The organism is Phenylobacterium conjunctum (genome assembly GCF_042679085.1).
GTDB lineage: Bacteria > Pseudomonadota > Alphaproteobacteria > Caulobacterales > Caulobacteraceae > Phenylobacterium > Phenylobacterium conjunctum.
In genome coordinates this window covers 22,638-35,113 of the sequence record NZ_JBHTLQ010000041.1, presented here as the reverse complement: position 1 = coordinate 35,113, position 12,476 = coordinate 22,638, and the positions used below count along the sequence as shown (strand labels likewise).

The 12,476-nt window shown below is 66.7% G+C and carries 14 protein-coding genes; 7 read left to right on the top strand and 7 right to left on the bottom strand.

The features are described from left to right. The first annotated feature begins 174 nt into the window (after positions 1-174). The 3 genes from ACFQ27_RS15770 (at position 175) to ACFQ27_RS15760 (ending at position 1,836) form a co-directional block, all read left to right on the top strand. The gene (locus ACFQ27_RS15770; protein WP_377354276.1) at positions 175-714 is read left to right on the top strand and encodes a hypothetical protein; all 540 of its coding nucleotides are present in this window, start codon (positions 175-177) and stop codon (positions 712-714) included. Between the two features lie 90 nt (positions 715-804). Further along, positions 805-1,407 (top strand): hypothetical protein, encoded by a 603-nt coding sequence (locus ACFQ27_RS15765; RefSeq protein ID WP_377354275.1) that lies wholly within the window; start codon positions 805-807, stop codon positions 1,405-1,407. A gap of 3 nt (positions 1,408-1,410) precedes the next feature. After that, positions 1,411-1,836 carry a hypothetical protein gene (locus tag ACFQ27_RS15760; protein ID WP_377354274.1) on the top strand — a complete coding sequence of 142 codons (426 nt, stop codon included), beginning with the start codon at positions 1,411-1,413 and terminating at the stop codon, positions 1,834-1,836. Between the two features lie 58 nt (positions 1,837-1,894). On the opposite strand, the gene ACFQ27_RS15755 is transcribed toward ACFQ27_RS15760, so the two are convergent. Both ACFQ27_RS15755 and ACFQ27_RS15750 read right to left on the bottom strand, forming a co-directional pair. After that, a complete protein-coding gene (locus ACFQ27_RS15755) occupies positions 1,895-2,386 on the bottom strand; it encodes a DUF3368 domain-containing protein (RefSeq protein WP_377354273.1) in 492 nt (163 codons plus the stop codon). 3 nt (positions 2,387-2,389) lie between these two features. Further along, the gene (locus ACFQ27_RS15750) at positions 2,390-3,445 is read right to left on the bottom strand and encodes a helix-turn-helix domain-containing protein (protein WP_377354272.1); all 1,056 of its coding nucleotides are present in this window, start codon (positions 3,443-3,445) and stop codon (positions 2,390-2,392) included. A gap of 140 nt (positions 3,446-3,585) precedes the next feature. On the opposite strand from ACFQ27_RS15750, the gene ACFQ27_RS15745 reads away from it, so the two are divergent. From ACFQ27_RS15745 to ACFQ27_RS15735, 3 genes are read left to right on the top strand one after another with little or no spacing between them, the layout of a single operon-like run. Then, positions 3,586-4,821: a nucleotidyltransferase domain-containing protein gene (locus tag ACFQ27_RS15745; protein ID WP_377354271.1), complete on the top strand. Its 1,236-nt coding sequence runs from the start codon at positions 3,586-3,588 to the stop codon at positions 4,819-4,821. A gap of 29 nt (positions 4,822-4,850) precedes the next feature. Further along, positions 4,851-5,261: a hypothetical protein gene (locus tag ACFQ27_RS15740; protein WP_377354270.1), complete on the top strand. Its 411-nt coding sequence runs from the start codon at positions 4,851-4,853 to the stop codon at positions 5,259-5,261. Further along, positions 5,261-6,394, top strand: coding sequence for an SAVED domain-containing protein (locus ACFQ27_RS15735; RefSeq protein WP_377354269.1), 1,134 nt, complete (start codon positions 5,261-5,263; stop codon positions 6,392-6,394). The genes ACFQ27_RS15740 and ACFQ27_RS15735 overlap by 1 nt, the downstream gene beginning before the upstream one ends. A gap of 10 nt (positions 6,395-6,404) precedes the next feature. Here ACFQ27_RS15735 and ACFQ27_RS15730 read toward each other — a convergent pair whose 3' ends face one another. The 3 genes from ACFQ27_RS15730 to ACFQ27_RS15720 form a co-directional block, all read right to left on the bottom strand. After that, positions 6,405-7,076 (bottom strand): thermonuclease family protein, encoded by a 672-nt coding sequence (locus tag ACFQ27_RS15730; protein ID WP_377354268.1) that lies wholly within the window; start codon positions 7,074-7,076, stop codon positions 6,405-6,407. Beyond that, on the bottom strand, positions 7,073-8,476 hold the full coding sequence (locus ACFQ27_RS15725; RefSeq protein ID WP_377354267.1) for a DnaA N-terminal domain-containing protein: 1,404 nt from the start codon (positions 8,474-8,476) through the stop codon (positions 7,073-7,075). The genes ACFQ27_RS15730 and ACFQ27_RS15725 overlap by 4 nt, the downstream gene beginning before the upstream one ends. 468 nt (positions 8,477-8,944) lie before the next feature. After that, entirely contained in the window at positions 8,945-10,732 is a 1,788-nt protein-coding gene (locus ACFQ27_RS15720; protein ID WP_377354266.1) for an alpha/beta fold hydrolase, read from the bottom strand. 205 nt (positions 10,733-10,937) lie between these two features. On the opposite strand from ACFQ27_RS15720, the gene ACFQ27_RS15715 reads away from it, so the two are divergent. Beyond that, the gene (locus tag ACFQ27_RS15715; RefSeq protein WP_377354265.1) at positions 10,938-11,759 is read left to right on the top strand and encodes a hypothetical protein; all 822 of its coding nucleotides are present in this window, start codon (positions 10,938-10,940) and stop codon (positions 11,757-11,759) included. A 128-nt stretch (positions 11,760-11,887) separates the two neighbouring features. On the opposite strand, the gene ACFQ27_RS15710 is transcribed toward ACFQ27_RS15715, so the two are convergent. Continuing rightward, a complete protein-coding gene (locus ACFQ27_RS15710) occupies positions 11,888-12,133 on the bottom strand; it encodes a DUF2274 domain-containing protein (protein ID WP_377354264.1) in 246 nt (81 codons plus the stop codon). Continuing rightward, positions 12,090-12,470 (bottom strand): hypothetical protein, encoded by a 381-nt coding sequence (locus ACFQ27_RS15705; RefSeq protein ID WP_377354278.1) that lies wholly within the window; start codon positions 12,468-12,470, stop codon positions 12,090-12,092. Before ACFQ27_RS15705 ends, ACFQ27_RS15710 begins: the two co-directional genes overlap by 44 nt. Between the last annotated feature and the right edge of the window lie 6 nt (positions 12,471-12,476).

The window sequence follows — 12,476 nt, the reverse complement described above, 5'->3', positions numbered from 1 at the left end:
TGACACCGTCGGCCTAAACGGCCGGCTCGATGCGGCGTCCACGCCAGGGCGGCCGGCGAGTTTTGGCACAGCCTGGGAGGACCGCCCCCGCTGGAGGGGGTAGGCGCTCAAGGCCTGCCTTCGCGACTCAGGGGGAGGGCGCTCCCCCCCGCCTCGCGCTTCAAGGCGCACGCCATGGCCGCTCAGAGGACAGGACCCAGCAATGCGGCTCAAAAATACGACGCCTGCCCGGCAAAACCGGGCGAACTGTCACGCTTCGTCGCCAACCGCCCCGCGACAGCACGGTGCTTTTCTGCCAAGTTAAGCACGATTGTAGGGGAGCAGGCTTTGCCGCAGCAGATGATGGCTGAACGGGAAACAGAAACGGACGCCCGCGAGGAGGCCTGGGTCATCGCGACCAATCCCGACTTCCCGATCCGCGCCCGCAACGTCAATTGGTTCCTGGAACGCGGCGGCTCAATCAAGGAAGTCCGGCTCACCGAGTCGGAAGCGGGCGAGTGGAGCGTCTGGCTGCGCCTGGCCGGCCGTTCGGGCGAACACCGCCTGGCCATGTTCAAGTCCGACGAACCGCGCGTCTACCGCGACGTCGCCCGCGCCATCGCCATGTGCCGTGACGACTTCGGCTACTTCGGCCCCATCACCCTGTCGACCGACCGGCAACCTCAGAACGCCGGATCGGCCCCGGCCTCGGGCCAGGATCTCGGCGCGGCTTAGACCGCCCGCCAATCCAGCGAACAGCAGGCGGGACGGACCATGGTCGACTATCGTGTTCGGATGTCTGACCGCTTCCTGGAAGCGGCGATCATGGGCGCCATCGAGGCCTACTGTCACGGCGACGGCTTTCAGACCGAGATCGAGACCATAGGCCCGATCTGGGGTCACCGCCGGATCAGCGGCGATGAGCACATCATCTTCCTCGAACGGCTGGCCGTCAGCCTCTCGGCCGACCGGCAGACGGATTCGGTCACGCCGAAAGCCGAGGCCACCGACCTGATGGCCGAGGTCATGGAGCGCTTGGCGCCGGAGCTGACCCTTCTCGGGGACTTCCACTCGCACCCCTACAAGGACCGGGCCACCGTCGAGCGCATCAAGGGCTTCGAGTTCTCGCCCGGTGACTTCAACGCTTTCCTCCACGACGACGATCTGTGGGACCGGAACCCCGCGGGCCCGGTCATGTTGGTGGTGACGATATGCCGGCTGAACCGCGTCCACGATACCGATGGCAAGCAGCTGCGCTTCAACGTCTGGCAGTTCGACCTCGGCGAATTCCGGTTCTGGATCAATGTCTGCGTCGGCTACCTGGATGAGCAGGGCCAACGCCAGCACACCGGCAACAAGCGGTCGAACGTATGGCTGGACCTGAATTCGCGCTTTTTCAATATCAGCGGCGATCGCGTCGGGACCTAGGGCGTGGCGATGGGCTTCAAGCGGATCCGCATCCCGATCGTAAGCTTGACGGGGAAGGTAGATCCCCTCTCCGGACGGCTCTGGGGCTGCGACCCCATCGAGGCCCGTGAAATCGTTGAAGCTGTCGAACAAGGCGCTTACGAGCCTCGCTCCTGGGACGAGGTAAAAGACGACCTTCAAGGCCCAGGCGGTCGCTCATTCCACATCAAACGAGTGGCGACCTTCGTCCGCGACGGCCTGCCGAGCGATGATCATGCCATTGTCTTGGACCTACAGCCCCAGCCGGATGGACTTCCGATTGGCGTGCAGAATGGAAATCATCGACTTGCGGCCGCTCAAATCCGCGGCGACGCGCACATCGACGCGCTGGTCTATGTCTTTGACCAAGCCGACCTCGACCGCGAACTGCCGGGCTGGATGGCCCTCTGATCATCACCGCGTCAGAGCGGCGCCGGATCTGAGACGGGTCGGCCGCTCCAGCGGCAGTTCATCGCCGATATCGGGCCAGGCGCGCGTTGACTTCGGCCCTCGGCAGACGGCACCGCGGATGTCCCGAGGCCTTGGCCAAGCCCGCCGCCAGCGCCTCAAGGTTGCAAGCCCCCTGCGCTTCCAGCTGATCCAGAACCCAAAGCGTGCCGTGGACATCGAGGGCATGGGCTTCGGCGGTGCGCCTGAGACCCGCGTCCCCGGTCAGCAGCGTCCACTGTCGCCCCTGAGCCAGGGCGAAGGCGAAGGTGTCGGGCAAGGATAGGCTGGCGTCAGCCCGGCGAAGCACGGTCGCGCCCTGCACCTCGCCGGGCGACAATTCCTCAACCCGCAAACCAAGCGCCAGAAGCCGGTCGCCCAAGGGGCCGGCCACCTCGCGATGGAAGAGAAGGTCCGGCACGGCGAAATCGACCGTCAACCGGAAGACCGACTCCAGCAGCTCGCCTCGTTCCAGGTCGATGATGACCGAGGTGTCCGAGACGAGGACCGTCATGGATCACGCCACCTGTTCCAGGCGCGCGTCGAGGTCGCGCATCGAGATACCCAGCATCTCGGCCGCGCGGCCTTCGCCGATCACATTCTCGGCCAGGGCCCGCAGGCATAGGCGCTCGAAGCGCTTGGGCTCTTCTTCCTCGGCCTGCATGACCGCCGGCTCCTCGAACGGCGGATCGCGCCAACCTCTACGTTTGAATTCTCTGTAGAGGTCCGAAAAGGCCTTAGCGTCGATAATCCCCAGGTCCTTGCACCGAAAGGCGATGGCCTGGACGCTGACGCTGAAGCGCTTCTTGAGCGCAACCAGCTCGCCAATGCTGATCGACGAGCGATGGGCCCCGACCTCGGCCCGAACCACATCGGCCGGCATTAGGAAGGCCCCCGCGAAGCGGTGCGCGGCCTTCTCCTCATCAACGCCAACAGCCGGGGCCATGACCATGTGGCCAAGCTCGTGCGCCAACGTGAAGCGCTTGCGCTCCGCCCAGATATTTCGCCGAACAACCACGACCCGGGCGGCGTCGCGCCCGTGACGGCGAACGCGCGCGGCCAAGCCGTCGATGTCCTCAAGATCCAGCGAGAGGACCTTGATACCCCGCTCCTCGAGCAATTCGGCCAGCTTTGGGATCGGATCATGGCCCAAGCCCCACTCCTCGCGCACGGAGCGGGCGGCGTCTTCGGCGTCGCGGATGTCGCTGACGGGGTAGGGCGCGCTGCGGGGCTGCTCCCAATCGACGCTTTTCAGCTGCAACAGGTCTTCGATGGCCAGGTAGCGCTCCAGCATCTGGATCGTCAGCGCCTCGACCGTGGCCTCCTCCTTGGCCGACGTCTTCTTGCGGAAGTCCACGCCTTCCAGCACCAGCTCCTCGTCGCTGAGCAGGTAGCCCTCGCTGACGCCCAACGCCGAGGCCAGCGCCATCAGGGCGCGCGAGCCCGGCATGTCTTCGTTGCGCTCATATTTGCCGATGGCCTGGGGCGTCACCACGCCGTCCATCCGGGCCGCAAGCTCGCGCAGCGACAGGCCAGCGGACGCACGCGCCACCTTCAGTCTCCGTCCGATCATCGCCCGCTCCTTCACGCAGTTTACAAAACTCGCATTTAAGCGCATATTTGTAAACCAACACCCCTTGAATTGGTTCAGGGGCTCCCCACGTCTTGAGCGAAGTAACGCTGTTTCGCCCATTTTTGTAAACCGAGGATGCCATGGCCTGGCCGCCGCCCAAAGACCCCTTCGCCGATCCGCTGGACGCCGTCCTGGCGGAGATCGCCATTAGCCTGCAGCTCCCGCCCGGCCTCCACGCCAAGGCGGTGGGCCGCTATGAGGCGGTCCGCACCTATATTGAGCGCCCGGGCAGCCCGCTGAACGGGCGGGTCGCGTGCTTCTATCCGCAAGGCTCGATGCGGATCGACGCGACGATCTCTACCCGCGGCACGGACGACGAATACGACATCGACATCGTCGCCGAGATCACGGGCCGCGACGATGGGCCCGAGGCCCTGCTCGATGATCTTGGGGCGGCCCTGGCCGGCTACCCGGTCAGCAAGATCGTGCGGCAGACGCGCTGCGTCACCCTCTACTACGCCGACGGCATGCACCTCGACGTCACCCCGGCGCGCCGCACGGCCTACAAGGAGAAGGAGGGCGTGATCGCCCACGCCAAGAAGGGGGCCGGCGCCGCGCCCGGCCGCTATGTGCCGATGAACGCCTACGCCTTCGGCGACTGGTACACCGCGCGCACCCCGACCGAAGAGCGCTTCGCCAAGGCCCTGAACGAGCGTCTCTATGAGCAGGCCGGCATCGCCTTCGCCGACGCCGACGTCCACGACGTGCCCGAGCAGACGCCCCTGATCATCAAGAGTGTGACGACGGTGGCCCTGCAGCTGCTCAAGCGTCATCGCAACATCGCCTATGCCGACGAAACCGGCCGCGTACCGCCTTCGATCGTGCTCTCCTGCCACGCGGGGCATGCGGCCCAGCCGGGGATGGGTCTGGCCGACATGGTGATCCGTCAGGCACGTTGGACGGCGCGTGCGATCGACGAGGCGGCGCGCCAGGGCCGCCTGCTGTCGGTCCCGAACCCGGAGTTCACCGCCGAGCTGTTCACCGATCGCTGGCCTGAAAACCAGACCCAGCAACAAGGCTATGCGCGGCATCTCCACACCCTGGCCAACGGCCTGGAGGCCGCTCAACGGGGCAACGTGCAACTGGAAGATCTCCAGGCCTGGCTGCGGGTGCAGTTCGGCGAGCGCGTGGTGACGCGGTCGGTCAAGGCGTTCAACGACCGCCTCGGCCGGCAGGTGAAGGCCGGCCAGCACGGCTATACGCCCAAGGGCGGCCTCTTCACCCCGGCCAAGCCTGCGATCACCGGCTCACTGGCCAGCCTGGCGCCGGTCGCGGCCCGGGCGCACACCAGCATGGGCGAGCGCCGCTTCTCGTGAGCCTATCGATCGACACACAGATTGAGGCGATGTCGCGGCTGTGGCCGGCCTTCAAGCTTGTCCGCAGCGAAGGACCGGCGGCCCTGTGGCAGGGGACGGTCCGGCCGCTTCTGCAGACCTACCGGGTCGGCATCTTCTATCGCGCGCCGCTGATGGTCGAGCGCTACAGCGTTCGGGTCGTGCAGCCGCAGGTCGAGATCTTGTCCCCGGCGCTGCGGCCGCGCCGCGGCGACGCCGAAGGCATGCTGCCCCACGTCTACTACGGGCCGGACGGGGAGGTGACGCTGTGCATGCTCGATCCCGACTCGAGTGAGTGGTCTCCGGCCGACCTGCTGGCCGAGACGACTGTGCCTTGGATCACCGACTGGCTGGTCCCCTACGAGGGCTGGCGCGCCACCGGCGAATGGACCGGGACCAGCCGGCACGTGGAGCGCGCCTGATGGCCAAGACGACCATCCCGCAGAAAACCCAGTCGGCGCTGTGGGCGCGAGCCGGCGGGCGCTGCCAGTACCGAGGGTGCAACCAGGACCTGGTCGGCGATCTGATCTCTGGGCGCGAAGACGCGACCTTTGGGTTCATCGCCCACATTGTGGGCGACAGTGTCGAGGGCCCGCGCGGTGATCCGGTGCGCTCACCGCTGCTAGCCCGCGCGCTCGAAAATCTCATGCTGATGTGCGCCACCCACCACAAGCTGATCGATGTGGTCGACGTCGCCGGCCACCCCGAGCCGGTCTTGCTGGCCATGAAGGCCGAGCACGAGAGCCGCATCCAGGTCCTGACCGCGATCGACGAGGACCGCGCCTCTCATGTCATCCGCTTCGGGGCCAACATCGGCGAGAACGAAGCCCTGGTCTCGACCAAGGCTATCTTCGCGGCCATGCCGCCCCACCACCAACCGGCCTGCGGTCAGACGATCGACCTGGAGCTCGTCGGGTGCGCCTACAAGGACGACGAGCCCGCCTACTGGATCTTCCAGCGCGACAACCTGCGCCGGCAGTTCGAGGCCAAGGTCCGCGGGCGGGTGGAGCGGCAGGAGGTGCGCCATCTCAGCGTCTTCGCGCTGGCGCCGCAGCCCCTGTTGATCGAGCTCGGCCGCCTGCTCTGCGACATTGTCCCGGCCATAGTGCGCCAACGCCATCGCGAACCGGTGACCTGGGCCTGGCAGGCCGATCAGCCGCCCATCACCTTCACCGTCACGCCACCGGCCTCGGGACGTGGCCGCCCCGTCGCCCTAAAGCTCGGCATCAGTGCGACCGTGACCGACGAGCGCATCACCAAGCTTCTTGGGGATGACGCCGCCATCTGGTCGGTAACGGCGGCGGAGCCCCACAACGACATCCTGCGCCGGCCGGAAGATCAAGCGGCCTTTCGAAAACTGATGCGGTCGTTGTTCGATCGCATCAAAGCCGAGCATGGCGAAGACGCCATCCTGCATGTCTTCCCCGCCATGCCCGCCTCGCTGGCCGTCGAGCTTGGCCGGGTGTGGATGCCGAAATCCGACCTGGCCATGACCATCTTTGACAATAACCGGACGGCCGGCTTCATCCCCACGATCACGATTGGAAGGGACTGACAGGATCGGGTCACCGCGCCGCCGCCGTCCAGCCCGCAGCTAGGGCTTCGGCCGCCGAGCAAAACCAGCGCTCGCCGCGGGCCGTGTCGATGCGGGTCGCGGCGTAATCCTGCTGGCCGGGCACATGAAAGATGCGCCGCTCCTTGGCGTTGATGTTGCCCTTGATCACGCATCCCGAAGTCGGGGGTCCGGCTGGCGCCGGCTGAACCTGGCGCGCGTCCGCCCGCCAGCTCGAGGGCGTCTCGAACCGCCCGGCCCATAGGCCGCGCCGCGCCTGGCGGGCCTCGGCCTCGACCCTGGCATAGGCGCCGCGGCTGAATTGGCGGAAGTCGACCGCCCATCCGGCGCGGACCAGGGCTTCGCCAAGGTCCGTCGATCCGGCCCGGCAGCGGGCGACGGCGCGGCCGTAGGGATCGCGATCCGTGATCTCGCAGCGCACGGCTCGGCCGCCGATCAACCGCACGAGCTGGTCGCCCGCGACGTCGCCGCAGGCATAGGTCCGGGCCTGGGCGTCCTGACAGACCTGGCGGCCCTCCGGTGCGTCAACGCCCCAAAGCCGCACCCGCTCGGCCCCGACGATGAAGGTGTCACCGTCGACGACGCGGGCCTGGCCCGTCACCTCGGCGGGACCCGCGGCCATCACCCCGACCGCCGCCATGAGAATGCTCAGCCGCGAGATCATCGTTGATCCTTGCGCAGGGTGATCACCACGCGCTCGACGAACACTTCCGCTACCTCGGCGGCGTGAAGGATGGCGTTGAGGTACTGGCTCTTGATCCTGTCGGCGGCGATCTGGCTGGGGGTCGACAACTGCAAGACGCCGTCGGTCAGGCCGTGGAACCCGACCCGTCCGAACCAGCTGCCATAGGCCCCCTCGCGCACCAAGCGCCGTAACGGCGCGGCGATCGCAACCCATACCGGATCGTCAGCCCCCGGCGCGGCCATCAGCGGCGCAGGTTCGGGCAGGGCCGCCGGCGGCGGAATATCGCCCTTGGCCTTGAGCACGCGGGCGAAGTTGAGGCGCAGGTCGGGTGCCCCCTTCGGCTCGTAGGAGGCCATGCGGCCAAAGTATTTGCAGGGGCTGCGGACGTCGGGGTCCTCGATGGCGATCGCCAGCATGGCGAGCGCGCGCACCCCGTGCCGCTTCAAGGCCCAGGCGAAGGTCTGGTCATTGTTCCGCTCAAGCTCGGGCAGAAGATCGTGGACTGCGGCCGCCACCCGCGCGAGGTCGGCAGGCGTGACGCTGGCCGGATCCGCCACGGCGACAGGCCCCACCAGCGCGGCGATGCGGGGAGACACCTGGAAGGCGGCCCTAAGCTCCAGGCGGACCATTTCCGCAGGCGCGGACCCCTCCGAGAAGGCGCCGGAGAAACCGCTTGCTCCCTCCGGAGAGCAAAGGGCGCCGTTCTGTCGGGTGCCAGGGCGTTGACCCGAGGATTTGGAGGCCGTGCCGGGCTCGGCGGCCGGAGGTCGCCGACTATCAGACTGATGTCGCGCTGTAGGCGCGTCCTTTTCTCGTACAGAAGAACTGATGTTCTGATGGGACTGTTCCAGGTGGGTGAATCCTGGCGCCCGGGCGGTATTTCTTTCACTGAAGACGACGGCTTCGGAATAGGCGGCCCTTCGGGCCTGAGCCGCTTCGCGAACCGCGAGATCCGCGGCCTCCAGTTCATCGAGCCGCGCCACCAACGGGGCCAGATCATAGGCTTCAACACCGGCTGGGCGGTTGGCGCGGGTATAGTCGCGAACCATGAAACCTGCCGCCTCCAGCGCCCGACGGTGGGCCCGGGCGTTGCTCTCCGTACAGCCCAGATAGTCAGCGATCAGGCGCGTGCCAGGCCAGACCGTCGCCACGTCCTGTTCAAGCCGGTCCTGGTTGAGGTGCTCGATATAGAGCAGCAGCGTCATGCGCTGTTGCACGGTCAGCATCGGCGTGCCTTTCAGGACCGCCGCAGCGATCCGCGCGACAGTGACGCCAGCCTGCCAGCGCCAAGCGCGCGCCTGGGCGCAGACCCTATCGAAATTAGGCGCGCGCTTGGCGAAGCCTGGTCGCCAATCGTCGCCAGCCAAGGCCGTTTGCATGTCGTCCCTTCCCTATGGGGACGAGGCCGCTTCGCGGTTGCGAAACCGGCAGGCAAAAGACCATAGGTCTTCGGTTCGAGACCTTGACGACGCAATATGCGCCGCCTAGGGTTCCTCGATCACATCAAGCCGCTCCCACACGGCGCCTGCGATTTCCGAGAGCCTCCCGCGCCAACGGGGGGCTCTCGCCGTTTAGGGTCTCGTCTAGGTCAAGATGAAGTCCTCACAGACCGAGCGCGCATGGAGAGCCCGCAACGCGACTCGGGCGGAATTAGCGTTCCGTGAGTCTGGCGATTCCTAAAGGCTTGGAATTGCACTTTTTTGGCCAAAAAGGCTCAATTGGAGCGGTTGACGCCGCCCGCGATAAGAGTCCCGCTGGCCCGACTCACAGGCTGTGGCGCGGTCGCTAACGGAACGCCACCCCACAGCGCCTTGGCCGGCGCGGCGCCCCAGCGCCGCTTCAATCGTCTAAGCCCGTGGTCGGGCGGTCAGCGCCTGGACCACGAGGTCAGTGTGGGTCATGGCCAAGAACCGGCCGGCGTTGTGCGCGCGGACAAAGTCACTGTCCGGCAGCACGGCGCGCCAGTATCGCTCGACGATGTCGGGATCATGCAGGGTGTCGCCCTCGGCGATCAGCACCGTCCAGTCCGGGCGCCTGCATAGGCCAAGCGCTGCTTCCGACTTGGCCAAGGCGACCTGTTCATTGACATAGCCCTCGATGCGACCGGTCGCGAACATGCGGGTGGATCGGTGATAGTCATCAAATATCTCGGTGTCCGCGATGGCGCGCTCATCGGCCGGACTACCTCGCATGGACACCTCAAACATGCTGCGCAGTCGATCACGGGTCAGCCGCCGGGCCAGGACCTGGATTGCGGGCCGGATCAGCTCCGGACGCCGCAGATAGATTTCCTTCAGCACCCCAAGCGGCCCGACCCGGCGGCTGTCGAGGCCCGATGGCGGATCCGGGTTCACGAGCACCGCGCGGCCCAGGAGAGCCGGCGCGAGCCGCGCGAGGGCGACCACGAACTGAGCGCCGCCGCGAGCGACGACGTCAAACTGCGGCACACCCAGCGCGTCCGCCAGCGCCACGAAATCCTGCGCCGCCGCCTCGAACGGATCGTGCGCGCCAGCCTTCACGCCGGGGAGGGGATCACTCATGCCAAAGCCAGGCCGGTCAACGGCGATTGGCCGAAAGCCTGCCGCCTGCAAGGCGGCCACCAGACCTCGCGGGGCGATCCGCGTGGTCATACTGGAATGCACGAAGAGCACCGGGCGGCCATCGGCAGGCCCGTAATCGCTCCAGGCGGTCAGCGAGCCGTCCGGCCGCGGCCGCAGCCTCAAGGGCTCGATTGGCGTGCTCATGAAGCCAGGCTCGCCTGCCAACAGCGCGGCCTGAGCCTCCAGGCCGGCAAGGGCCCGTGCCAGCTCGCTCTCGGTCGTGACCTGAAGGATGTCGAATATGTGCTCGAGCTCCTTGCGGACCACCGCCGCTGACAGCTTGAGGGCGCGGGCGGCCTCTTTGCGGGACACGCCGCTGGCCACCAGCAGCGCCACCGCAGCTTGCCGCTGGCTCAGGCCCCAGATGTCGGTGAGCAGGACTGAAGCGTCCCGATCCGAAGGCAACAGACCAAAAGCCAGTGCAGAAAGCCGGCCAACCAGTTCTGACACGCGCCGCGTCCCTGTGCGGCGATAGCAGCCCGAAAGCGCCTCGCGCGCCGTGTCGTAGGCGACGCCAAGCTCGGTAGCAGCCCGCTTGATCGAACCTGTGTGGACAACGGTCGCTACGACGCGCCGCTGCAGACCGCTGAGACCAAAGCGTTCGCAGGCCCAATCGAGGGGACCGGCTCCCGCCGACAGCGAGGCCAACACGACCACGCGAGGCTCGGCGGTCGCCTCGGCAAGCGCTGGCAGCACCGCGTTTAGGGCCCGCGCGCGAGCCGCCCGCATATAGGTGAAGACGACCGGATGCACGGCGCCGCAACGTTGAACAGCGACCGGGCGGCTGACCGGTCGGTCGCGTCGCATCGCCAAGCCTACGGCCTCCCGATCTATGAGCTGCGTCGCGCCCTCGGCCAGGAACAGCGGCGAGGCGTCAAGCACCTCTCCTTTTGTGTTCAGCACCGCGACTGCGAGGCTTTCAGGGCGCAAAATAGGCGAGAAGGCGCGTTCGGCCGTCAGCGGCGGCTGAGCGGCCGGCGCCAACAGGATCTCCGGCGCCAGGAACAGCTCAATCGCCCTTTGATCGCGATCCACGGCTCACCCCAATTCCTCGGGCTCAGATGTGCGGCGGCCCGGGCAGAGGTCAACGGGGTCTCCACAGGATGGGTAGAAGCGCACCCCACAATCGCCGATGACGCCGCCAAGCTTTCGACCGCAAATCGCAGCCAGCAGATGGCGGATCGCCAATCCGTGGCGGTCTTGATCGCCTGTCCGCACCTAAAAATGCTGGAGACCCGACTTGCGCGCTTCGAACCCCAAGGCCTGGATCGCCGCCCCCCTGACGCTGGGCGTCTCCGCCTTAAGCCTCACTGCAGCGGCGCCGGCCTTCAGCGAGGAATATGGCAACCATTACTACTGTGAGGTCTGGCAGGGCGATACTGTGAAGTACGTCACCGAGGGCGTTGCCACCCGCGACATCCCCAATGTGAGTTTTTCGCAGTTTCAGTCCCGATTCGAGGCTGAGGTCGCCGCTCGGCGACCCGACCTCGACGCCCGCGTGAAGTGTGACAACTACTTCAGTGAGGGCGAGCCACCGGATTGGGCCAAGCCGGACACTGAGTTTGAGGCGATCGGCGGCTGGACCGTATACGTAAAGCGCCTCACCGGCCTATCGAAGACCTGGTGGTCGCCCAACCTCACGAGCGCCAAGGCGTCTGCACCTAAGCCTACGCGAGATGCGGGCCTTATCGTTGAGTCGAATAGCGCAAGCCCGAAGGCCACGACGAGCGGCGGCGGCGCCACCGCGGCAAGACCGGCTGCTGCAAAGACGCCGCGGCCTCAGACTTCGCAGAGCGGCGCCTCTGGTCCACCGCAGGTCTGCAAGACCGTGCCGATCGTTGGCCAGTATCTAGGCTCGCCTTTCATGCCGACCCGGGCCGAGGCCGAGGCCAAGGCGCGTGCGCCAGAGATGCTTCTGGGCTGCAAGCGCGCCCAAGCCAGCCTGAAGGAGGTCTTCTGTAAGTCCGCCGCTGGCAGGTGGTCCTGCTCCTCCACATGGTCGTGTCCTGGGACCAAGCAAGTCTGCACCGGTGGACCCGCACCCACCGGGTCCAAACAATAGGCCGTCAGGCGAAGGCCGCTGGGCGGGGTTCGGGTGTGTGGCGGGGCGTCTTGAGCCGCCGCGCCTTGCCCAACGCTCACGCAGCCGAGCCGCGGCCAGCAATATCGGTTCAGCGTCCCGGTGCGCCGCTATGCGATCTTCTCCTGCATCCGGCGCCAAGCCTGGAATCCCTTGTCGGCGTCCATAAAGGCCGCAAGGATATGGGGGACCAGTTGTTCGAGTTCGAGCGACTGGTCGTTGGCCTCGGCGAAGGCGCGTTGGTAGTCGGCCAGGTCAACGGCGAGCTTGCCCTTCAACCTCAGCCGCAGATCGGTCGTCTTCTCCTCGAGATCAATCTTGCCGAGGGCCAGGGCGGTCTTGGCGGGGCGCGTCATGGGCGGGTCCTTGAGTGCTGTGCAGAAAGCGCTGGATCGCCGTAAAGGCGAAGTCGGTGAGCTTGAGGTTGAGGGCGTCGGTCTGCCGGCGGATCTGCAGGCAAAGCGGTCTGGACAAGCGGACAGAGACCCGGTCCTTCGCCCCGCGCACGGCCGGGAAGACGATCGTGTCGCCGCGATCCAGCGCCTCGACCAACTCGCGGAACGCCCGCTCATAGATGAGCCGCACGCAGCCCCGGGGATTCTTGCGCCTGTTCAGGCGCTGCGCCGTAAAGAGCATGTCCTGGTGAAGGCCCTCAGGCAGGAATAGCCCGAGCTTCTCCGCGGATGGGGTCATCTGAAA